Genomic DNA, 22593 nt, shown 5'->3' with positions numbered 1-22593 from the left:
CCCCACACTTCCTTACAAATACCCCTTCAACCCTTCCTTCACCTCATCACTCGCAAAAGCCGCTTCTACACTATTCATGTAAATCTCCCTGTAATCCTCTTCACTCATGGCAAATTCTCCCCACACCAACTCACATTCCTGTGTCATCGTCGTATCCGATACCGTCCGGTTGTCCGTATTGATGGTAATCTTGATTCCGTCCCGGTGAAAATCGTAAAGTGGGTGATCACGGAACGCCTGGACCGCTTTGGTCTGAACATTGCTCGTTGGACAGATTTCAAGCACAATCCCTTTTTCCTTTACCACCTGATACGCTTCCGGACAGTCTTTTATATACACACCGTGACCGATTCGTTCTGCCTTCAGCCATTCAACCGCCTCAAGGACATTTCTTCCCACTCCCGTTTCACCTGCGTGAATCGTGACTCGGTAACCATACTCCCTCGCAAGTGCGATGGGTTCAATGAATTCCCCGCAGAATCCTTCCTCTTCAGACGCACATAAATCGATGGCGACGACTCCATTTCCAAGGAAGCCCTTCCCTTTTTCCACCACCTGAAAAGCGCTTTCCGGCGTCATCGTTCTCATACAGCACAGAATGACATTCCCTTTAATATCAAACTGCTCTTCTGCTTCTTTCATCCCTTCGATCACACTTCCGATGATCTCTTCTACCGATAATCCCTTTCGTGTATGAAGAAGAGGAGCAAATCGGACCTCCATATATTTCACATTCTCCCCTGCTGCATCTTCATACAGTTCAAAGGTGATTCTCTTCAGATTTTCCTTTGACTGCATCACGTCATTCGGAATTGAGAACTTCTCCAAGTATTCATCCAATGATTCACAGTCCAACGGGGCAATGAGCTCCCCTTTCATCTCTTCTCTATCAAATGAAGGAATATCGATCCCGTCTTTCTTTGCTAAATCAATAATTGTCTCAGGCCTGACACTCCCATCCAGATGGCAGTGCAGTTCAATCTTTGGCATTGTAGAATAATTCATGTTGGACCTCCTCAATTTTCATAAAAAAAATCCTGATTACGAAGAAAATACAAATAAAAAGTACCTTCTTCGTAATCAGGATTTCTTGGTTCCTGGTAGAGACCTCCAAACCATATTATTGGAGTTATACGAATCTGAAAATCGTATTCGGTTTTTTATAACGATAATAAAGTTTCGGTTGATTGTCAAGGGAGGCAGAGGGACGGTTCTCTTGCTTCCTTTGGATCAGGATGGAAGCAGAAGAACCGTCCCCATGCTTCTTCTACCCATCACTCGGCATCTGCACATCCTGCGTGACATCCACCTCCCAGAAAATGATGGTTGTACTATCCCGTACATGATTTTCCCTGATGGTGCCAAGGAGAGCTATGATGCCGTCGCTTCCTTGATGACGCTGGAGTTCGTTGTAGATCTTTTCAGGGTCAGAGTAAGGTTCATTGGGACATTCCACTAATCCATCTGTAGTCATCAGAATCCGATTCATTCCTTTTCTTAGTTCGCGTATGCCACTGCTGAAGCAGGGAACGTCTTGATCGAAGGTGTTGACGTGCCCTACCCATTCGTAAAATTGCCGTTGGTTGATTTGATATTGTCCCAGTTTCGCAAGTTCAGGGTGAAACAGATAGGAAAGGCAATCCCCTATTGAGAACCACCACAGGTACTTGTCTTTTCGTAAGAGAATCAAACAAGCTGTTTCGCCTTTGACTTTTCGACAATCAGACAGAAACTCCTCTTCCTGAAACATGTGCAGGAAGGTTTCTTCTATTTCTTTAAACGTTTGCGCATACGGCTTCGTTAAGAGGCCTTGAATGTCTGCCTTATAAGTTAAAAACTGTTGAAGGACCAATTCAGCACTTTCGGCGGAATGATGGGCATCCAGGATCACAACAAATTCCCAGCTTCTTGTCTCATCCGCCCATATTAAGCATCCATCTTCGTTCTTATACTGTCCTGCCGCTGAATTACCGCCAAATCGTCCCAGAGTCAGGTGACTGATGTGATCCATGCGAATCTCATCTACATAATGGATGTGACTGCCGTTCCAACTGAACTCAACGATAGAACTCATATGGAGTTCTTCTCCATATATTCCTTCAAGCGGGTACTTAGCTTTACCACTTCATCGTTATCACCCATCGGAGCATCTTCCCAGTCGTACACCTCCATGGGACCCCAGAACTCTTTCGGTGTGTGCGGGTAACGAGCGACCAGATGCATATGAAGATGGGGAACGGAATTGCCTGACACAAGGGAATAGATATGCTCAGCCTTCTCTGATTCTATGAGAGCCTTACTGACTCTCGCCATAGTGATGCCAAACGCCTTTGCTTCCTCTTCTGTCATATCTGCAAGCGACGGGGCATGCCTCTTTAAATCAATCATAATATGACCTAGATAGTTTGGTTTACCGTTTCGATCGATATGTCCCACATACACATAGTCGTCTTCGTAAATCGATACTCCCGATGTATCAATATCACCGGTGTGCTTATCACAGATAAAGCAATCTTTCCCCATTGTACTTCCCCCTTTAAAAGTGTAGAAAAACAAAAAACCCCACCGTCTCATAAAGAGACGATAGGATCCCTATCGCGGTACCACTCTTCTTGTTTTCATTCCAATCGAAATTAAACATCTCAAGACCCGATGACGGAAGTTACCCGTATAGACCTGCCTGTCGATCTATCCACTCCTAGGCGAGTTGGGGAGGTCATTGACTGCCTTTCACCTTCCGGCAGCTCTCTGCACAATAACGTATCCTTACTACTCCTAATCAACGCGTTTACCTATATCTTTTAGAACATTCTATATATTACCAATTTACTTGTCAATATATATGTAAGAACGATAGGCAGAGCCAAGGGGCCTGTCCCCTTGGCTCATAGAAATATCCTTAGGAAGCATAGGGAATGGCTATGCTTCCTTCTGGCTAGTCATGAACCTCTAAGGCTGGTGTCAGGCAAAGACCACACCATCACTCCAATTCAACCACCACACACCCATAAAAGTCCCCATCCTCTATCTTCTCGTTCGCCTCTGCTATGTCATCCAGCTTATACGTCTTTGCAATCCGGTGCTGCAGTTGATTATTCTCAAGTGCCTTTGTAATATCCTCAATCGCATCCTGCTTCGCACGTTCCGGCATGGCATACACAATAATCATGCGCAGCGTCAAGTCCATAAACATCATGTCTCGAAAAGGCAAGGTTGGTTCTGGAACAACAGTGGACGAGTACGTCGCTATCACTCCCCCGGTGCGGATCAGCTCCAGTACCCTCGGAAGATTCGCCCCAAATTCAACATCGATCACTCGATCCATCTTGACTCCGCCTGTCATCTTAAGCACCTCATCGACCATGCCATCGCTTCGATGATCGACGACATAATCCGCTCCCGCCTCCACACAGTGCTGACGGGCTGTCTCGTTGCTCGCGGTCGCAATGACCTTTGCACCTGCAAGTTTGGCCCACTGGATCGCATAGTGACCGACGCGGCCGGCACCACCTGTGATCAACAACCATTGCCCCTCCACAGGACCATCCGAGAACACACTGCGATGCGCGGTCATAGCCGGGATCCCTAAGCAAGCCCCTTCCACAAAGCTGGTGTTCTCCGGGAGAGGAACGGCCCGTTTACTTTCAATCGATACATATTGTGCGGCCGTCCCGTGAAGGCGTCCATACTGGGCCTGATACACCCAGACCCGTTCACCTATACGGGAATGAGGGACACCTTCCCCTACTGCCTCAATGATTCCTGCACCGTCACTATTCGGAATGACGGGACCGTTATCAAGTAGATCCTGGAATGACCCAAGGCGTTTCTTCGTATCGGAAGGGTTGACACCCGACGTGTGCATCCGGATCAATACTTCCCCATGTGACGGGACCGGCGTATCAACCTCCCCTAGTTGAAGAACCTCTGATGGTGAACCAAATTCATTAAACCACGCTGCTTTCATACAAAAAAACCTCCACTTTCTCGTTAATATCGCTATTCTTTAGCTTCACCAGTATCGATGATTTTATATCAGGAGCATAGAAACGGTTTAATCTATTCAAGCGGCAACACCGCTCCTTCATTCCTCGTTTCCCTTAAAGATCTCCTGACAAACACCCCCATTATTCCCAATTCCCCGTTTATGCATGAGCCAAGGGACCCGTCTCCATAGCCTCTGCCATTCCCACTCTTCCCCATGTTAAAATATAATTGGAATCTATAGGTAAAGGAGAGACGGTGGATACATGATTGAACAAGGCAGACGAACATACATGAAAGCCATTTGTGTTAAAATATTGAGCCAAAAGCAGGAGCTTATCGTTCAAAAAGACAATCTTAGAACAAATCAATACAACAACATAGAATCAAAACTTCATAGTTGGCGGGAAAATATCATTGACATCTATGCGAAATCCATTGAAAGTGACTTGGATACGTCCTTTGAACAACTACAAGAGTGGGGATCAGAAGCCGTTGACACACTCGTCAATTTCAATCTTCCATTGGAAGTTGCTCTTGACGAAGTGAGAGATTACCGGAACTTAATCGGGCACATCATTAAAGAGGAAGCGGCGGCTTTCAATTTGACATTCGATCAATTCTATAACCTGATCTCGGACTTTGACGCAGTGGTGGACAGGGCCGTTCATTGGCTGAGCTTGTCGTATACAAGAAGGTTCTATACGCGGATCAACGCGGCAGAAGCGACAGCGTTGGAGCTATCGATTCCCGTGATTAAAATCACCAACCAAATCGGCATCCTCCCTTTAATCGGTGACATTGACACCGAAAGAGCCCAAGAACTCATGGATAAAGCACTCTCAAGAGGAAACGAATTATCCCTGGAATGCTTAGTAATAGATCTCTCCGGCGTTCCCATCATCGATACAATGGTGGCAGACCGCATCTTTAAGGTAGTGGAAGCCTTATCACTGATTGGAATCAAAGCCATCCTGTCTGGAATAAGACCTGAAATCGCCCAGACCATGACGCATCTTGGAATTGATAGTTCTAATATCACAGTGACTTCAAGTCTTCATATGGCTATGAAGGAATATCTGTAAGCCAGGGGAACAGATGTCCCGGCTCCAATAAGCACGGGAACCGTCCCTGTGCTTATTTTTTTTCGCGTCGTCATCCACATCATAATCGGTGGTAGACACCATCTGCCAGGGTATATTCCCTTTCCAATAGGTTAATACCTAGGAGGTTGTGAAACAATTGTATGCATTTATGAGTGATATCGAAGTGACACTGTTATGGATTTACGTGGGGAGTATGTTTGCAGGAGCAACGGTCTTTGCCTTATGGAGCAGAAGCAGAAGAGGGGTTCCGAGGGTGGAGTATCTCATCGCTTTCCTCATTCCCGTTTGGTCGGGGTTGGCTTATATGTCCCTGGCCATGGGACAGGGATCCTTTCTCGTACAAGGGCAACTCGTTTATTTCGCCCGTTATCTGGACTGGGTCGTGACGACACCCTTATTGCTTACTGCTCTTGCGTTAACCGGCATGCATCAGGTAAAGAAGAAGGATCCCATCATCATTGCTAGTTTGGTGGTGGCAGACGTCATCATGATCACAACCGGATTTATTGCTGACCTGTCTTCCGGTGTCTCGGTGTATACCTGGTATCTAACAGGTGTCACTGCATTCCTCGTCATTCTTTGGGTCATTTGGGTACCGTTGAGAAAGATCGCTGAGAAACAGGACCAGAAACTTTATAAGGTGTACCTGATCATGTGCGGATATCTGACCTTCTTCTGGGTTAGCTATCCCATTGCCTGGCTCCTCGGACCTTCAGGGCTACAGATCACGGGACAGGCAGGGGCTACCTTATTATTCGTCATCCTGCCCATTTTTTCGAAAGTTGGATTCAGCTTATTGGATTTGTATCAATTGCGTCATTTGAAGCATGGATGAAAATGGGGAAACGTGGAAAGAGGTTGGGATCAGGAACCGTGATTATACGATTGAGCCTATTCCACATCAAACCCGGTCCCGCTCTGAAGTACACATTTGTTGACTCCTCCCAGCTTACAAAAGGTACATAAAGATAAACAGCAGCTAAGAGTAAGCACGCAAAGAACAAAGGTACCACTTCACCTCTTTATCCCAACGTAGGGCAGTAATGCCACAGTACAGTTATCGGCCTATGGATGAACTGAAAAAAGTAGAGCGGGGAACGGCCCCACTCTACCCCAAAATCATATCAATATGCGGAATCCCATCTTCCAGATAAGTCTCCGTTATCGCCCTGAATCCGAATGACCCGTAGAACTCCCGCAAATATTCCTGAGCCTGAATCTTCACCGTTTGTTCACCCCACTCAGCGTGGATAAAAGCCAATCCTCTTTTAACCAATTCGCCTGCGAATCCTTTCCTGCGATATTCTTCCTTCACAAGAACTCTCCCAATGGACGGTTCCTCGTATGAAACTCCTGCAGGTAAGAGCCTTGCATAGGCAGCCACTTCACCGTTTACTTCCTTATAAAGGTGATAGGAGTGCAGATCCTTCCCATCGACTTCCAGGTAGGCACATTCCTGCTCCACGACGAAAACCCGGGTCCTTACTTGCAGTATTTCGTATAGCTCGTGGGTTGATAGTTCATTAAAGCTCTTTATCTTCCAACTCATGATATAGGACACCTCTACTGTATTGTTCTTTTTTGAAAGAGCCATAGGGACTGGTCCGTTGGCACCTTTCTCATAGTGGCCAAGAAAGCCAATGTACCTGTCCCCATGGCTGCAATAGCACTATTATAGCAGTTCTTTGGTGAACAATAAGCAAGGAGACGGTTCTCATGCTTCCTTTTGATGAAAGCGGAGCAACAGAACCGTCCCCTTGTTTCTACATCAGACCCGAAAACCATAATCCCAATGTCGTTCCAATATAATTCCCAATGATATACCCAAGCGTCCCCACCACAAGGATCGGACCAATCAAATCCTTCCATCCCTTTGCAATGGCCATGGCTGCTGCAGTTGTCGGCCCTCCGACGTTTGCATTACTGGCCAGAAGGATTTCTTCAAGATCATAGTTCAATAGCTTTCCTGCCGTCAATGACACGGCCATGTTCACCAGGACAATAATGAACACAAACACAAGCAGCAGCGGAGCATTTTCAACGATCATCGGGATCGATGCCGGAATGCCGATCACCACAAAGAACAAGTAAATGAGGAACGTCCCGATTTCCTGGCTTCCATTGATCGATTCAAAGTACTTCGGAAACAGAGCAAGTGCCAGGAATGTCAATGTCGTCAACATTAAGTACTGGTCGCCGAACAAACCATTCAACAGATTGAGGAAGAAAGACGTCTCCTCACCGGAAGGAATCACCCCGTCCAGGAAGCCGGCGATTTTAAACGAAACCATCACGAGCAGGAAAGCCGTCCCGACTGACAGCGCAATATCCTTTAAAGAGATATCCTTTCTCTCCCAGAAGCTCTCCGCAAGGGTCTTCCCCTCTTCTTTCATTCTGCCGCTCTCCACTTTCTCCACATGAGGGGCGTGAAACCGTTTTCTGAAAAAACCGATTCCAGGTATCGTCATGAGTACAATGAAATAAATGGCCATCATTAAATTGTCCGCGACCACTGCAGAAGAAACCATTTCCCCGGGCGCTTCGAATTTCCCAGCCATGGCGGCAAAATTGACGCCTCCCCCAATATAGGACGCACTCAGCATCGCTCCTATCTTATCGAGGACCGGTATGTGATCCCTCAATAAGAAGAAACTGATGATCACCCCTGCAACGGTACCAATCGAGCTGATCAAGAAAAGCATGAGCAGCCTTCCACTTTCCTGCCAGACTCTCTTAACGTTCACATGGAACAGGAGCAGCGGGATGGCAAGGGGAATGATAAACGTCCAAACGGCATCATACACCGCCGACGCTGTAGGGATGATACCGGTATTTGATAGAATAATAGCCCCGACAAGGGCAATGATGGCACCTGAAATCTTCGCCGCCCAGTCGTAACGCTGTTCTAAATAGATGCTGGCAGAAGCCCATACGACAATGATTCCCCATAATGTGATGTAATCGTCTGCCTTAATGAGTGTCTCTTCCAAAATGAATCCTCCTTTTCATTAGTTTTCTCACTATTAAAATAGTACCTGTATTTGGTGGAAAATTCAAAATATTACTACTGAAGGAAAGCATGGGGACGGTTCTCGTGCTTCCTTTTAAGCCAAGGCAAAGCAGTTGAGTGTTGAGTTTCCCACTTTCACACTTCAAGATAATTCCTACAAAAAAGCCCACTCCCAAACATTGAATGAAGCTCATCTGTAAAATCATTCAAAGTGCAGGAAAATATATACGAAGATATCTGGAATAATGTTCCTTTCCCCTCTGCATGAGAGTTCACACACGATGATTCATTCCACTATAATTATGGGAAGGAGGTGAGAAAAACGGACAACCAAATCGTGAACATATTATCTGATATTCAACGGAACATTAAAGAATTAGACAGTAATATGAAGGAGTTCGATGGTAAACTGAAGGAATTCGGAAATGATTTGAAAGAGATAAAGAACACGGTCAATAGAATTGAAACATTACAAACAGAAGATGTCATTGCTTTGTTAAAAGTAGGCAACCAACGTTCTGAAACAGACTTTCATTATCTGAACACCAGAATCACTGATATTGATAAACGGGTGTTCACCCTTGAGAATCGAGCTGAAAGGTAATGGTCAAGACTCTAGACAACGTTATGACGATTATCTTATACCTACTCTTCGTTCCCTCTCACCATGATCCACACTTCATTTCTTCGATTTCTCTTTTATGAGATCATTCCATCGTAAATCCAAAAAGGGTGCCTGACCTATGTGGTCAGGCACCCTTCTCATTCAACCATCTCTCAAACCACTCCTGAAAAGCCATGGGAACAGACCTCGGTCTACCCTCAAAACTCTGGAAAAGTGGCCCTTCACACATCTATCTTCCGCCCCTTCCACTTCACAGAATGAAAAACATTCACCCGAACGAAAGAATAAGCGAATATCACGGCGAAGAATGCAAACCACAACGGATAAAAAGGGAAATACACCCATCTGAAGTCCCCGACCCTGCGGGCAAACCAGGCTGTTTGAGCCGCATAGAGGAGATACAATGCCCCACTGACAATTATAGCCGCGGCTCTTCCCTCCATAATCGAAGAGATCAAAGCAGACGCGGTGGTTAAACTGCCGGTGATCCAGAGGATGACCATCGACATGACGGCGGGATGAGTGGACTTGGACCCTACGGCAAAGCTTTTGCACCAGCCTTCCACAAGGCTTCCCAAGCCTTCCGGATACATGCGGAACGAAATGATCCCCCTGCCGCCCAGGCAGCGAACGGGAAGGTTCTGATCAAGAAAGGCCTCTCCCAGTGCGAGATCATCCATGATGGCCCCCTCGATTTTCTCATGTCCTCCGGTTAAGAAGTAATCGTCTCGATTACATAGGATACATGGACCGAACGAGCCGGCGGCTTTGAAACGTGATCCCCAGGCGGTGAACAGATTCATGCCCACCACAACGATGATGTTAAAGACAATGGAGAGATGCTCATACACTCGCTCCACTGTGTGATAGGGCTGCAGGGCGAGGATGCCCCTGGCTCCTTTTCCCTGGTAGTAATGAAGGAGATTACGTAATCCATCCACACTGGTGAATCGGGTATCGGCATCCAGGAATAGTAACCAGATCCCTTTTGCCTCCTTGGCACCTCGCCAGCAGGCAGACGATTTTCCCGCCCCATTATTCTGCAGGACCGTTGCACCGTAGCTTTCTGCCACAGCCACGGTCCGATCCGATGAATCGTCATCCACCAACAGAATTTCAAATGATTTGAATCGCTGCTCCTCTAAGGACTGCAATAGCGGGGTGATCCTGCCCTCTTCATTCCTGGCAGGGATAATGATGGACACAAACGGCAGCCCCGCTGTATGTTTGGAGGTGAATCTTGGGACCGGCAAGGACCAAAAGACGATGATGCCAACGATAATCCCCAGGGCACCCAGGATGAGATTGATCACTTCTGAAGCTGTCATGTAACCTGCCTCCTTCCTCTACGGGTGTCGTCATTAATGCGACAATCCCCGTTCAGACTTGATATTCGCTGAATAATCGTACAGATTTCCTGTATCATCCTGGATGAGTTCCTGTGCGGTGATCCTGGCTGATAACAGTACGATCGGAACACCGGCGCCGGGATGTGTACTGCTTCCGGTAAAGTACAGATTCTCACAATGGCTTGCCTTGCTTTGGGGACGTTTGTGGTTGCTTTGGTCCAGTGTTGGCTGCAAGCCGAATGTGGCCCCGCGATAGGCATTGAATTTCGATTCGAAATCCAGTGGTGTCGTATACGTTTCGGTGACAATCTCATCCTCGACATTTTCAAAGCCGCGAATTTTCTTTAATTCATTTAAAATGTAGTTTCGATAATAAGAAATGGTTTTCTCGTCCCACTTATAGTCGGCTGTTTCGATATTGGAAACGGGCATCAGAATGTACAGACCGTCCTTCCCCTCGGGTGCAAGGGATGGATCTTTCTTTGAAGCGATGTACACATAAAAGGAGGCATTCGTTAATCTCTTCCCGTCAAAAATATCCTCCAGGTTCTGATTGAGCTTTTCGTTAAAAATAAATGTATGTACATGATCGACTTCTTCATATTTCCTGTTCATCCCGAGATACATCAGGAAACATGAACAAGAGTAGTTCATGCTGTCGATCTTTTTATCGGTAAATTTCCCTTTAGAAGCCTTGTCCTTTACCAGGTGCTTCATGGCATAAGGGAAGTCTGCATTACAGACCACGTAATCCGCAGGGATTTTCTTGCCGTCTACGATAATTCCGTCCGCCTTGCGGTTTTGAATGGAAATTTCCTCTACAGCCGTGCCATAGTGAACGGTTCCTCCCAGTTCCTTGAAGAGCCTCTCCATGGCTAATGCCATCGTATACATACCGCCTTTGATGAACCATACTCCGTATAAAAATTGAATCATCGGGATCATCGTATAAAAAGATGGACTTTTAAGCGGGGAAATGCCTATGTACAATGTTTGAAAACTGATTAACTGCTTCAGCCTTTCATTCTTAATGAATTTCCCCATGAAAGAGTCCGCCGTGTCGTATGGCTTCAGTTTCAACACTTCTTTCAGCAGGCCGAAATTATAAAAATCGGATCTCTTCCGGAATGGTCTTTGAAGAATATGTTGTTTCGCGATGACAAAACGTTTGTAAATTTCATGCAGATAGAGGAAGAACCCTTCCGTATCCGATTCGCTGAGGGATTCAATCGTCTTTGTCATTTGGATCAGGTCTGTCGAGATATCAAAAGGCTTGTCGGGAATATCACTGAAATAAGCCCGGTAAATCGGATCCAGTTTTTCCATCGGAATATAATCATCCGGATCACGGCCGCATAATTCGAACAGTTCCCGATACAGTTCCGGCATCATGACGATACTCGGCCCCAAGTCAAACGTGTAGCCGTCCAGTTCAATTCGATTCATTTTGCCTCCGGGGGTGGGTCCTTTTTCATATAACTCCACCTGGTACCCCGCGTGCTGAAGTCTGATGGCACTGGCAAGTCCCGCAACACCTGCCCCAACGACAATCACCTTCTTACTCATGTACATACCCTCATTTCCTTACAATAGTCTGCTTGATTTCCTGCCAAGTCCTGACGTAATGGCCGATATGCGCCCCCGATTGTACCGTTGAACGACGATAATCGGAAGGTTGAAGACAGCGGCATAGGCAATCATCACCCATCCTGCCCATACTGGATTCCATATGAAGAACAGAGGAGCAGGGAGAATGGAGAGCCAATGGGTTAACTCCGCGCGTTTCGTTTCTGCCGCAAAGACCATCAGGTCCCTCGACTTCATGCCATGCAACCCTTTTTTGCTGTATCCCTTTTTGAAGAAGATCGTGCCATCCAGAATAAGTCCCTTCCACGTTTTCACCCGGAACAAACGCTGCCACAATTCTCCGGATCGTTCAAAAGAGAAAATCCGAAACCAGAAACGGTCTTCCAGAAACCAGGTCAAAGGCAATTTCAAGCAAATGGCTGAAATAGCGAGATGAAAGAACGTCCAGGCAAATATATCAATGATAATGATCCAATGGACAGGCAGTGATACGATCATGACATAACTCCTTATTTTAAAAGGTACAATGGTGTTCCGATAAGAATAGCCAATTCCTTAACGTGTTCATAGTCCGACCGGCATACGGCATGAGGGTCGTGATACGCTCTGTAATCGGGTTTCCCGGAACGGAAAATAAGAAAACCAGCCTCCCCGGTCATGCCTCCGGAAAGGCTCGATCATCTTCAGGCAGGGGATGAATCCCTCTCCACGATTTGTTCGCCTACAAGCTGGCCGCTTAAGGTAACCATCGGCATTCCGCCTCCAGGGTTCACTGTCCCCCCGACAAAATAGAGATTGTCATAGCGTTCACTCTGCTTCGGATGCTTAAACCCTTTATTCTTCTTTTTGTCCGAGACGGTCCCATAAATCGCACCACGGTCGGATCCATACGTGCGCCTGATATCTTCCGGTGTCCACATATCACGAGTGACAATGTTGTCACGCAAGCCGTCAAGGCCCATTTTCTCCAATTTGATCAGGACCCGCTCAGCGAATTGTTCATAATCGGCTTGTGTATACGGATTTTCATCCCGGATAAAAGGAATATGAGGAAGCACTTTGATATTTTCATGTCCTTCAGGGGCCTGTGTCGGATCGGTCTTATTGACGTTTACGAGATAAATGACCGGATCTTCAGGCAATTCACGGCGATGGAAGATCGATTCCATTTGTTGCTTCATATTTTCGGCGAAAAAGAAATTATGATGGCGCAGCTGCGGATAGCTCTTCTTCACGCCCAGATGCATGACGAGACCGGAACTTGCCGGTTCGAATTTCTTTTTTAATTTTTTAATATAATGGCTGTCTTCCTCAAGTAAGCGCTCGTAAACCGGTATCACTTCCATATTGGAAACAAAGTAATCTGCCGTAAGGCGTGTCCCGTCTGCCAAAACGGCTCCGGTAATTTCGCCATCCTTCTTTTCAAGCTTGACGATCGGCTTTCCAAGGTGGAAGGTAACCCCCACTTCTTCCGCCAGCTTCACGAGGCCGTCCGCCAGCTTGTGCAACCCGCCGGGAACATACCATACCCCCTGGTCATGCTGCATGTAGATCATCATATTCATTACGGCCGGCGCATCGTAAGGGGAAGAACCGACGTATTTGATAAAATAGGAGAGCATATCGCGAAACTGCTCATTGCTGATCCGCTTATCGAGGGATCTATGTACCGTAGATAACAGGTCAAAGTTCTTCAAGGCCGAGAACAGTCCCGTATGCTTCATCATCCCTCTCGTCGAATCGACACCATGTTTAAATAACGTTTTATCCGTCATATCATAGAGGGTTTTCGAATAATCCAGCAGCTTCTGATATTCACGAATGTCCTTCTCAGTGAGAGAGGCATTCTTCTCCCTCATGTCATTCACATCTTCATATAAGTCTATGATATTTCCATCAGGGAAAAAGGAACGCCATTGGTGATCCAGCTTCTCAATCGGGACATAATCCTTCATGGACTTTCCGCTGGCCGCAAACAATTTCTCGAAAATCTGCGGCATCGTCAAAATGGACGGGCCAAGATCAAAACCAAAGCCATCTTGATCCAGCCGGTTCAACTTTCCTCCAATGTGATCGTTTTTTTCATATAAGGAAACATCGTATCCCGCCTGTGCTAGTGAAATGGCAGCCGACACCCCGCCGAGTCCGCCTCCAATGATAAGTACCGTTTTATTTTTCAATGGTTACCGTTCCTCCTGTTCGAAATCTTGGTTTGAGCATGTAGGTTTTTAGTCACGTTCAACATCTGACTGCCCTCCATCTGATCTATTTCCGGATCAGTGAACGATCGTCGGTTTGTCTGACTTTTTTCAACATCAAGTCTGTACACTCCTTACTTATCTTATACCTCTCTCCCTCTAAAGGAAAACGTTGGATGTGTTTCGGCATTCCGAGAGTCTTCAGCCACAGCCTTGATGTTCCCTGCGATCAATTGCCAGGCCTCTTCCGCTCTTTCCTTTGGCCCCAGATGGGTAAACGCATGGGAACATCCCCTGAATAACGCCGCTTGAACGTTCACCCCTGCTGCTTTTAATTTCTCCGCGTAACATTCGGCTTCCGGCCTGAACGCATCGGACTCTGCTATGAGAATCAAGGCTGAAGCTAAGCGGCCGCTAACCTCGGCACGGACAGGGGAAGCGAGAAGATGCCCCGCTTGTCCTTTCTCCGGGACGTAACACAGGTGGATAAAATGGGCTGCTTTAGGAAAGAGGGAACGCCACATACCTGGTTCCGGCTTCTCCGCATGAGGGGTGACAAAATCCAGCATAGGGCACGAGAGCACTTGAAGCAGTGGCTGCTCCTCCCCTTTCTCTTCAATGTAGAGACAAAGGGCTGCGGCGATATTGGCACCTGAGCTTTGGCCGCCAACCAGGACCTTCCCTGCATCAATACCCAAGTCCTCCGCTTTTCCCTTCACCCACTGAAGGATGTCAAAACCCTGTTCAATGGCTTTCGGAAAAGGATACTCCGGTGCTTTGCCATATCCGACATTCAGAACCACACATTCAGCCTGATTCGAAAGATACCGGCAATAGGGATCGTCCAGCTCCTTATCATTCATGATGAACGCCCCGCCATGGAAGTTGATATAGACAGGGAGTTTTTTCTGTGTTGCTGCCAAAGGATAATAGAAGGAAATGGAAGTGGGCCCGACAGATGTTTCAACGAACACATCTTTCTTCATGTTGACCTCCTGACGGGGAATCATAGGTGGCTTCTTGGAGTGATCAGAATAGAGGCGCAGTAACTTTGCCATAACGACAGGAAACATACACGATACCTCCCTTGGTGATTAGAGTAGCTGACATTCTGGGACACGTGCTATCCGTCTTTCTACGATTTCTCACACTCTTTCATTATTCCCCGTTTTCCGACATGGTAAAACCAGGAAGTATCGGTTATTTCAGACAATATGTAGAGAGTTTTGATAGATTAGACTGGGGTAGTTAAGCATTCTATTATCTAGTATTCCACAATAAAGGGACATAACCCTTTTTTGTGTGTGAACGGGGGACCGTTCTGATCGTATTTTCTGATAGATTCGGTGAACACGAATAGGAAGGGCAGTGTGGGTCCCCCCTCTCCCCTATCCGCCCAGTTCCGGATACACGACCGTCCCATCTTCTTCAATGATCGGCAAGGCTCCCCATTGGCTGAGTTCGTGACTGATCACTTCAGCCTTTCCGTCAGAATCATCGATGATGTGAGAGACATCCCAGCCATTTGCTTTCAGCACATTGCTGATCAACAGGCGGTGACACCTGGCAGGATGGCGTTCCGAGCACATATACGCCAATTTGATCTCAGCAGCCGCCTCCTTCAACTCTTCCAGCCCATCCTTGAATTCATCCGTCAACGTGTAATCTGCATAATTGTGGAACGATCGGTTGTTCCAGCCCGCATTCAGGTCTTCACCAACCACTCCCGACAAACGCCTCCTGCCTCCTAGCTTCGGAAAATGACGGTATTCTACTCCTGCTTCACCCAGCCACTCTCTCATGTTCTCCCTCTTGAATTGAGGATGTTTTCGACTGGCTGGGAAAGCGCGGATATCCGCTATGTATTGGATCTCTACGGCATTAAGCATGTTCAGGAATTGTTCTTTCGAGTGAGTCGAGTGCCCGATTGAGTAAATGTTCATTCAAACTCCGCCTTTCTGCAGAATATACTCTCAGTTTAGATAACCGTGAGATACGTAACCGTTCTTTCGTTTCCTATACCCCTTCGCTTACTTCACTAGTCTTTGTTTGCATACCTTTTGTCCTGCAGTGAAAGAGTTCTGTATTTCCCTGCATGATTTGTTCCTTTGATCTTTCTCTCTTTGTCTATTATGTTCCTCCATTGCAATCCCATTTATATTTCGTTTACCTGAATGTCAATCCATTCATCTACCGTAATCCAAGCAGGATAGTCCACAGGGGCAGGTCCTTTGGCTTCAGAAAGAAATAAGCCTGACCTTTGGAGGTAAAACTCTACCACAATTAGGTTCAGGCTCATTTCATTCTTATTCAATTCGAATATCAGCTTTTTTTTTCCAGCGCAAAAAGCTTGGGTGAAATGAGAACATATACCCGAAATTCCTTTCGCGCTTACACTACTTTCATTCCCTCTTGATCATTACGCATAACCTCTTTAATCACTTCTTCAACAAAAATGGGAGTCTTTACAAAAGCACTTTCACTATATAATCGCTCGGTTCGTTTATGTGCATCTTTTCCAAACGGTCCAACATTTAAGACAGGGCCATCCAACTTATGCATTTCGTTGAATGGAATGGTATAGGTTGTGTTCCAAACCGGAGTGTTTTCTTCGAATACCTCCCATCCATTGTTATCATCTTTGTAGTTCACATAGCTAAGATCAGAAATCCCATTAAAGTAGTGCGCTTGTTCAACAGGCAGGTTGAATAGATCCTTGGCTACTTTCGACACTCTTTTTATACATCTTGATACTAAAGGATGTTCAGATGTATTCACCGGAGGATAATATGGGGGGGTAAACATTATGACAATGGCTGGGGTCAGCTCCTGACAGTTGATCAAGAGTGTGTCGGCAATCCGAAAAGATTTCTCCCTATCATCCCCCTGGTTATGTCCGATATCATGCTTCAGGGCTTCTATATACTCTTTCCCAAGTTTTCTTTCGGCATAATCCATTAACTCAGAGTAGCGAAGAACGCTTACTTCTCCTACAGAAGGAATGTCCTCCCTTTCACATAACTGACGATACCATTCGTTACATTCTTCCGCTGCTGAGACAGCCACTTTTTCAAATAATTCCATTACATCGGCAGCGGTTCGTTTCATGGTAAATACATTATAGAGGGCGACTGTTCCATAAGGAGTCTGAGCTGAATAATTCAGTCTTAAATCTTCTTGCTGCAGCGTAATTGAAAGAGGGCTTTTCTCACCATATTCGGTTTCTCTAAAAAGTGGATTCCACTCCATTTTCCGTGTCAAAAAAGAAGCAATGAAAGAGGAGGTCATACCACTCAACGGTTCCCCCACATGAGTTTCTCTTCCATAGAAAAGTGCAGAAGGCATAATTTTCCCTATGGTCCCAGAGTAAACGTAATATGCTGTATCAGTCGGTTTCTGAGAAAATACAGGTTCTCCATTTAAGAATAGTGTATAGCTAAGATCGTGTACCGATTTGAGTTCGTTTAACGCTGCAACAGCTGCCCTCATCCCAGATGAATTGACTTCTTCATCCGGCACAGTCAACAAAACAAGGTTAACCGGCCATTGTTCACAGGCTGCCTTTTCTATTATCGCCATATGAATGGCTAACCCTGCCTTCATATCCATAATCCCGCGTCCCCACAGGTAATCTCCTGAACGCAAGTCGTTTTGGGCTTCAGGATGTAATTCACTGATGTAGTGTTCCAACTCCTTGGTTAACACTTCCGGGTTAAAAGCCAGTGCCTCCAGTTCCCCGTACTCCTCAGTACTCACCGTATCAAAATGACTGATTAACACAATGGTTTTCGTTGCTTCTTTATTCTTATAGAGAGCCGTTAAGAATTGTCTTCCAAAATCAGCTTTCCCTAACTGAAGCATCTCAGGGTTTTCCTTAAAATAAGGGATATTCTTCATCTTCTCCGAAAGTTTCACAGGGAAATCGATCTCCCCCTCCGTTAAAGTTCTGCTATCCCAGCTCACCAACTCACATAACAATGCTCGTAAAGACTCAGGTGTCCCCCATTGACTCATGAAATAACCTCCTTTATCTGATACTGATTGATCCAATTCTCTATGCGACAAAGTCCTTTTTCTAATACTTCCATACTGTAGGCGAAAGAAATTCGAATATACCCTTCTCCTAAATGTGTAAATGCGCTACCTGGCACGACCGCTACTCCACCTTCTTCTAATAAGCGAGTAGCAAATTCCATAGAGGATAAGTTTAAATGTTTAATAGACGGAAATATATAAAACGCCCCCTTTGGAACAACCACATCAAACCCCATCTCCACTAACCGTTTGTAAATAAAATCCCTCCGCTTTTTATAAGCTATATTCATTTCTGAAGGAACATGTCGATTGTTGGACAATGCTTCAATTGCAGCGTATTGTCCGGGTACCGAGGCACAAACGACGTTATAAATATGAATCTTCACAACGTGTTCCATAATCGATTCAGGTCCTAATACAAATCCAATTCTCCATCCTGTCATTGAATGTGATTTGGATAAACCATGTATGAGAAATAAGCGATCCTTCAAATACTCATATGAGGCAAAGGAATGATGACTCTCTTCAAAAGCATTTTCACTATAAATTTCATCTGAAATAATAAAGACATCATGCCTTTTCATTACCATTGCCAGCTCATCCATCTCTTCCCTGCTTAAGGTTACGCCTGTGGGGTTAGAGGGGTAGTTAAACAAGACGGCTTTCGTTTTGTCCGTGATTAAGGCCTCAAGCCTTTCAGGAGAAGGTCTAAATTGTGTGATAGAAGTATCTAAGTAAATTACTTTCGCACCACACATGGTAATAATGGGTTCGTATCCTGAGTAAAGTGGTGCTGGTAAGATGACTTCATCCCCTTCTTCCAAGATGGTCCTGAACACACAATCAATTGCTTCGCTTGCGCCATTCGTTACAATGATTTCGGTTTCCGGATTATAATCCAGCCCATACTGATCCGCAAAGAAATCCCTAATGGCCCTGCGCAATTCCGGTAAACCTGCGTTGTGTGAATAACCTGTTTGATTAGAAACAATGGCCCTGATTCCCGCTTCCTTTACAGATTCTGGTGTTGGAAAGTCAGGCTGCCCCACTGTTAAATTGACGGCATTGGGATAGAAAGCCAACTGATTGGAAAACTGACGTATCCCCGGAATCACTAACCCTCGGGCTCTAGCATTTATAGTAGTTGACATATGCTTCTACACCTCTCTCTTTACCACTACTTCGTAAACCCTGGTAACCAGAGAGAAAGTGGTGGAAAAAATGTGATAACAAGTAGACAAATGAACATAGAAACAAGAAAAGGAATGATTGCCCAAGCGATCTTTTCAAACCGAACCCCACCTACGCTTGATGCAACAAATAGATTGACTCCAAGTGGCGGTGTAATAAATCCAATAGCCAGATTTGCTACAAGAATGACCCCGAAGTGGACAGGATCAACACCGACTGCTACAACGATTGGCAATAGAATTGGAGTCAAGACCACTAAAGCAGATATCGTATCGATGAACATCCCGACAATCAAAAGGAGGATGTTGATGGCAATCAGGATGATGATAGGATTTGTAGACAGCTCTGTCAGAAATGTAGCAATATCATTCGGAATCTGCTCCAATGTCATAAAGTAAGCAAATGAGACGGAGAGACCTATAATAATCATAGTTGTCGCGTTAATGACGACTGCTTCCCGAAAGCTCTCAAACACCGATTTCCACGTCAGTTCTTTATAAACAAATAAACCAACGATCAGTGAATACACGACGGCAACAACAGCCGCTTCCGTTGGAGAGAACACCCCTCCATAAATCCCTCCTAAAATAATAACGGGGATTAAGAGGGCCCACTTTGCATCATTTAAAGCCTTTAACACATCTTTAAAATGAAAAGACGCTTGTACTTCAGGTGAATATCCCCGTTTTTTCGCAATGATATAAGCCGTCAACATTAGAGCTAACCCAATCATAAGCCCAGGCAAAATACCGGCTAAGAACATATTCCCAACGGAAACCCCTCCAATTACTCCATATAATACAAATGGAATACTTGGGGGGATGATGACTCCGATAGACCCTGCAGAAGCGGCTACAGCCGAGGCATACCCACCACTATAATTACGTGCAATCATTGCAGGAATCATAAACCCACCAATGGCTGCAACAGTCGCTGGCCCTGATCCAGAGATAGCTGCGAAGAACATACATGAGACGATGGTTACCATGGATAGACCACCTACCATCCAGCCTACCAAAGCTGTTGCAAGATTTAATAGTCTCTGAGAAACGCCTCCTTTCCCCATTAAGATCCCGGCAAGCATAAAGAATGGTATCGCTAATAAAGGAAAAGAGTCCAAAGAGGTAAACGCTTTTTGGGTGATAATATCCAAAGGCAAAGTTGAGCCAAAATAAATGGCGACGAGAGCAGATACTCCCAGGGATATGGCAATGGGCACACCGATTAAAAGACAAACAGCCAGGGTCCCAAATAATAAAGGGATGATCATACTTCCACCTTCCCATTCTCAGAACGCCATATCAAAACGAATTGTTGTACCAGTCGCATAGCCATACCTGCTCCACCTAGGGGAATAGCTAAGAACGGAAGCCACATTGGTATTTGCATGGCCGGCGTGATTTGACCATTTTGGAAACTGGCAAGAACAAGCTGTGTCCCAAAGATGGCGAGAAACACAGCCAGTCCAAACCAAACAAGCAATGAGAGTGATTCAAGTATTTTCCTAAATGTCCCCTTGAAAAGCTCGATAAATGCTTCAATCCGAATATGTTGTCGCTTCTTCACCGCATAGCTAGCACCAATCCACACCTGGAAGATATGTATGTAACGAGCCATTTCCTCTGTCCAACTGGGGGCAGAAGAAAAGACGTATCGTCCAACTACTTGAGCAAATATAAGGGCAACCATCAAGGCTAACGTAAGTACGAGAATGAATTCTTCGAGATACTCCAGATTCTTCTTCATCTATGCTGCTCCTTTCAAAAACGAGGAATCAAGGGGATGAGCCCTGATTCCCGATTTTCATTATTCGTTATTGGCTTCTAATGCCTTGTTAACCAAATCTTCACCGATTTTCGGTACATATTGATCGTAAACGGATGACGCCGCTTCACGGAATGCATCTCTTTGTTCCTTCGTTAACTCATTCACCTGCATACCGTTTTCCTTCAATTTATTCAAAAACTCAACATCTTGTTTCTGAGCAAGACCACGCTGCTCATCCCGGTATTCTTCTGAAGCTTCGTTAACTATTTTTTTCAAATCTTCTGGTAATTCATTGTAGAAGTCATTATTCATGATAAGAGCAGTTGCTGCATACACATGTCCGGTTAAAGATAGATAATCCTGAACTTCATAGAACTTATTCGTATAGTAAAGGGAAACTGGACATTCCATGGCATCGTAAGTACCTTGTTGCAGTGCAGTGTATAATTCACCAAATGCAAACGGAGAAGCATTGGCACCGAAAGCTTTGAATGTATCGGTATGTAGAGGGTTTTCAAGCGTTCTAAACTTCAATCCCTTCACATCTTCAGGGCTTTCAATCGGCCCTTTATTATTAGACATATGGCGAAATCCATTTTCGCCGAACACTAATCCCTTAAGATCATTCTTTTCAAGGTCGGCCATTAATTCTTGTCCAAGTTCTCCATCAAGTGCTTTATAGGCCGCTTCATTGCTATTAAATAGGAAGGGTAAATCAAATACTAAGAACTTTTCATTAAAAGAGGCAAGAGGTGCTACGGCAGGAATTGTCATTTCGATGTTACCTAACTGTACAGCTTCGATCGCTTCACGGTCTGAACCATATAGCTGACCATTTGGGTAAAGCTCTACTTTAATTCGTCCATCTGATTCCTTCTCCAACTTTTCCTTGAAGGTAACGGCTGCAACATGGGAGGATTGTTCCTCCGGTACTAAGTGAGCAATTCGAATGGTATACGTTTCCTCGGAACCTTCACTTGAAGAAGTACTGGGACGCCCACATGCCGACATGATCAATATAGCAATGAACAATAATGGAAAGATTTTTTTCAATTTAATTCCCCCTCTTGATAATATCCTTGAATTCGCCGTTCAATGTTTTTCATATGGTTGGACATTTCCTTTTTCGCTGTTTCAACTTGCTTTGATTGTAGAGCTTTAAAGATCCGGTTGTGTTCTTCAAATGCTTCCTTTGCACTCAAGCGGAGTGTATTGGATAATACCAGAAACGCCCGATTAACCCCGGTGTTTGAAGTATGTATCATTGCTCGCAGCTTTGGATTCGGATTTTCTTCTGCTAATAAGAGATGAAACTCACGGTCGAGCTCAATGAACTCTTCGTAGCAATCCTCTTTAATCGCCTGCCATTGATCTTTCAGATTTCCCTCTACTTTTTCTAGTAAGCTTCCTTGTAATGAATCTACGATCATTTCAAGATTGTACACTTCTAGTAACTCACGAATTTCGAGAAACTGTAACGCGTCTTCTTCTGTAAATGAAGCGACAGTGGCCATTTTTGCATCTGAGATTACAACAAGACCTTCTGCCGCAAGTCTCTTCAATGCTTCACGTATGGGTGTTCGACTGATCCCCAACTCCTCTGCCAGCTTTTTCTCAGGAAGTTCTTCATGGGGTGCTAATTTACCAGAAATGATGTCGGTTTTAATTAAATTGAAGGCTTGCTCAGCTAATGTCTCTTTCTTAATAATTCTTTGCAAGTCACTCCCTCCTATCTCTTCAT

Annotated in this window: 21 protein-coding genes, 1 riboswitch and 1 other annotated feature; of the genes, 3 read left to right on the top strand and 18 right to left on the bottom strand. The window is 45.3% G+C overall.

Translation table 11 applies throughout. The features are described 5' to 3' along the window. Window positions 1-12 precede the first annotated feature (12 nt). From add to JI667_RS14890, 4 genes are all read right to left on the bottom strand, one after another. Window positions 13-1005, bottom strand: a complete 993-nt coding sequence (gene add / locus JI667_RS14905; RefSeq protein ID WP_206856497.1) for an adenosine deaminase — start codon at window positions 1003-1005, stop codon at window positions 13-15. Between the two features lie 52 nt (window positions 1006-1057). Then, window positions 1058-1157: riboswitch (purine riboswitch) on the bottom strand. 110 nt (window positions 1158-1267) lie between these two features. Next, a complete protein-coding gene (locus JI667_RS14900; RefSeq protein WP_206856482.1) occupies window positions 1268-2074 on the bottom strand; it encodes a protein phosphatase 2C domain-containing protein in 807 nt (268 codons plus the stop codon). Beyond that, window positions 2071-2523 (bottom strand): HIT family protein, encoded by a 453-nt coding sequence (locus tag JI667_RS14895; RefSeq protein WP_206856465.1) that lies wholly within the window; start codon window positions 2521-2523, stop codon window positions 2071-2073. Before JI667_RS14895 ends, JI667_RS14900 begins: the two co-directional genes overlap by 4 nt. Window positions 2524-2573: 50 nt before the next feature. After that, window positions 2574-2792, bottom strand: a binding site (T-box leader). A gap of 188 nt (window positions 2793-2980) precedes the next feature. Further along, a complete protein-coding gene (locus JI667_RS14890) occupies window positions 2981-3967 on the bottom strand; it encodes an NADPH:quinone reductase (protein WP_206856462.1) in 987 nt (328 codons plus the stop codon). Window positions 3968-4250: 283 nt separating this feature from the next. Here JI667_RS14890 and JI667_RS14885 point away from each other — a divergent pair, with 283 nt between their 5' ends. Continuing rightward, entirely contained in the window at window positions 4251-5069 is an 819-nt protein-coding gene (locus tag JI667_RS14885) for an STAS domain-containing protein (RefSeq protein WP_206856458.1), read from the top strand. A gap of 148 nt (window positions 5070-5217) precedes the next feature. Next, the gene (locus tag JI667_RS14880; RefSeq protein ID WP_206856455.1) at window positions 5218-5925 is read left to right on the top strand and encodes a bacteriorhodopsin; all 708 of its coding nucleotides are present in this window, start codon (window positions 5218-5220) and stop codon (window positions 5923-5925) included. Window positions 5926-6198: 273 nt separating this feature from the next. Here the strand turns inward: JI667_RS14880 and JI667_RS14875 are convergent, their stop codons facing one another. Beyond that, window positions 6199-6639, bottom strand: coding sequence for a GNAT family N-acetyltransferase (locus JI667_RS14875; RefSeq protein ID WP_206856433.1), 441 nt, complete (start codon window positions 6637-6639; stop codon window positions 6199-6201). 214 nt (window positions 6640-6853) lie between these two features. Then, window positions 6854-8080 (bottom strand): DUF819 domain-containing protein, encoded by a 1227-nt coding sequence (locus tag JI667_RS14870; RefSeq protein ID WP_206856429.1) that lies wholly within the window; start codon window positions 8078-8080, stop codon window positions 6854-6856. A 333-nt stretch (window positions 8081-8413) separates the two neighbouring features. On the opposite strand from JI667_RS14870, the gene JI667_RS14865 reads away from it, so the two are divergent. Further along, entirely contained in the window at window positions 8414-8704 is a 291-nt protein-coding gene (locus tag JI667_RS14865; protein ID WP_206856426.1) for a hypothetical protein, read from the top strand. A gap of 242 nt (window positions 8705-8946) precedes the next feature. On the opposite strand, the gene JI667_RS14860 is transcribed toward JI667_RS14865, so the two are convergent. The 12 genes from JI667_RS14860 to JI667_RS14805 form a co-directional block, all read right to left on the bottom strand. After that, window positions 8947-10053, bottom strand: a complete 1107-nt coding sequence (locus tag JI667_RS14860) for a glycosyltransferase (RefSeq protein ID WP_206856425.1) — start codon at window positions 10051-10053, stop codon at window positions 8947-8949. Between the two features lie 33 nt (window positions 10054-10086). Next, complete coding sequence (locus JI667_RS14855) at window positions 10087-11640, bottom strand: phytoene desaturase family protein (RefSeq protein ID WP_206856424.1); 1554 nt, start codon at window positions 11638-11640, stop codon at window positions 10087-10089. Between the two features lie 18 nt (window positions 11641-11658). Then, window positions 11659-12159, bottom strand: a complete 501-nt coding sequence (locus JI667_RS14850) for a glycosyl-4,4'-diaponeurosporenoate acyltransferase (RefSeq protein WP_206856421.1) — start codon at window positions 12157-12159, stop codon at window positions 11659-11661. Window positions 12160-12344: 185 nt separating this feature from the next. Then, window positions 12345-13841 (bottom strand): phytoene desaturase family protein, encoded by a 1497-nt coding sequence (locus JI667_RS14845; protein ID WP_206856418.1) that lies wholly within the window; start codon window positions 13839-13841, stop codon window positions 12345-12347. Window positions 13842-14002: 161 nt separating this feature from the next. Then, window positions 14003-14845, bottom strand: coding sequence for an alpha/beta hydrolase (locus JI667_RS14840; protein WP_244668337.1), 843 nt, complete (start codon window positions 14843-14845; stop codon window positions 14003-14005). A gap of 402 nt (window positions 14846-15247) precedes the next feature. Further along, entirely contained in the window at window positions 15248-15802 is a 555-nt protein-coding gene (locus JI667_RS14835; RefSeq protein ID WP_206856411.1) for a DUF488 family protein, read from the bottom strand. 448 nt (window positions 15803-16250) lie between these two features. Further along, window positions 16251-17873, bottom strand: coding sequence for a M20/M25/M40 family metallo-hydrolase (locus JI667_RS14830; protein WP_206856408.1), 1623 nt, complete (start codon window positions 17871-17873; stop codon window positions 16251-16253). Beyond that, complete coding sequence (locus JI667_RS14825) at window positions 17870-19045, bottom strand: aminotransferase class I/II-fold pyridoxal phosphate-dependent enzyme (RefSeq protein ID WP_206856393.1); 1176 nt, start codon at window positions 19043-19045, stop codon at window positions 17870-17872. The genes JI667_RS14830 and JI667_RS14825 overlap by 4 nt, the downstream gene beginning before the upstream one ends. Window positions 19046-19071: 26 nt before the next feature. Then, the gene (locus tag JI667_RS14820; RefSeq protein ID WP_206856374.1) at window positions 19072-20355 is read right to left on the bottom strand and encodes a TRAP transporter large permease; all 1284 of its coding nucleotides are present in this window, start codon (window positions 20353-20355) and stop codon (window positions 19072-19074) included. Then, window positions 20352-20831, bottom strand: coding sequence for a TRAP transporter small permease (locus tag JI667_RS14815; protein WP_206856356.1), 480 nt, complete (start codon window positions 20829-20831; stop codon window positions 20352-20354). The genes JI667_RS14820 and JI667_RS14815 overlap by 4 nt, the downstream gene beginning before the upstream one ends. Before the next feature lie 60 nt (window positions 20832-20891). Beyond that, complete coding sequence (locus JI667_RS14810; protein WP_206856342.1) at window positions 20892-21905, bottom strand: DctP family TRAP transporter solute-binding subunit; 1014 nt, start codon at window positions 21903-21905, stop codon at window positions 20892-20894. After that, window positions 21902-22570, bottom strand: a complete 669-nt coding sequence (locus JI667_RS14805; protein WP_206856340.1) for a GntR family transcriptional regulator — start codon at window positions 22568-22570, stop codon at window positions 21902-21904. Before JI667_RS14805 ends, JI667_RS14810 begins: the two co-directional genes overlap by 4 nt. Window positions 22571-22593 lie beyond the last annotated feature (23 nt).

Source organism: Bacillus sp. NTK074B, assembly GCF_017303375.1.
Classification (GTDB): Bacteria; Bacillota; Bacilli; order Bacillales; family Bacillaceae_B; genus Rossellomorea.
Note: the sequence above shows the minus strand (reverse complement) of the source record. Positions and strands in the feature narration are given on the sequence as shown.

Excerpts from the sequence above, each read along its gene's own strand:
- JI667_RS14875 (WP_206856433.1), bottom strand. The coding sequence starts at position 6,639 with ATGAGTTGGAAGATAAAGAGCTTTAATGAACTATCAACCCACGAGCTA.
- JI667_RS14850 (WP_206856421.1), bottom strand. The coding sequence starts at position 12,159 with ATGATCGTATCACTGCCTGTCCATTGGATCATTATCATTGATATATTT.
- JI667_RS14815 (WP_206856356.1), bottom strand. The coding sequence starts at position 20,831 with ATGAAGAAGAATCTGGAGTATCTCGAAGAATTCATTCTCGTACTTACG.
- add (WP_206856497.1), bottom strand. The coding sequence starts at position 1,005 with ATGAATTATTCTACAATGCCAAAGATTGAACTGCACTGCCATCTGGAT.
- JI667_RS14860 (WP_206856425.1), bottom strand. The coding sequence starts at position 10,053 with ATGACAGCTTCAGAAGTGATCAATCTCATCCTGGGTGCCCTGGGGATT.
- JI667_RS14885 (WP_206856458.1), top strand. The coding sequence starts at position 4,251 with ATGATTGAACAAGGCAGACGAACATACATGAAAGCCATTTGTGTTAAA.
- JI667_RS14835 (WP_206856411.1), bottom strand. The coding sequence starts at position 15,802 with ATGAACATTTACTCAATCGGGCACTCGACTCACTCGAAAGAACAATTC.
- JI667_RS14900 (WP_206856482.1), bottom strand. The coding sequence starts at position 2,074 with ATGAGTTCTATCGTTGAGTTCAGTTGGAACGGCAGTCACATCCATTAT.
- JI667_RS14825 (WP_206856393.1), bottom strand. The coding sequence starts at position 19,045 with ATGTCAACTACTATAAATGCTAGAGCCCGAGGGTTAGTGATTCCGGGG.
- JI667_RS14895 (WP_206856465.1), bottom strand. The coding sequence starts at position 2,523 with ATGGGGAAAGATTGCTTTATCTGTGATAAGCACACCGGTGATATTGAT.
- JI667_RS14855 (WP_206856424.1), bottom strand. The coding sequence starts at position 11,640 with ATGAGTAAGAAGGTGATTGTCGTTGGGGCAGGTGTTGCGGGACTTGCC.
- JI667_RS14830 (WP_206856408.1), bottom strand. The coding sequence starts at position 17,873 with ATGAGTCAATGGGGGACACCTGAGTCTTTACGAGCATTGTTATGTGAG.
- JI667_RS14890 (WP_206856462.1), bottom strand. The coding sequence starts at position 3,967 with ATGAAAGCAGCGTGGTTTAATGAATTTGGTTCACCATCAGAGGTTCTT.
- JI667_RS14840 (WP_244668337.1), bottom strand. The coding sequence starts at position 14,845 with ATGAAGAAAGATGTGTTCGTTGAAACATCTGTCGGGCCCACTTCCATT.
- JI667_RS14820 (WP_206856374.1), bottom strand. The coding sequence starts at position 20,355 with ATGATCATCCCTTTATTATTTGGGACCCTGGCTGTTTGTCTTTTAATC.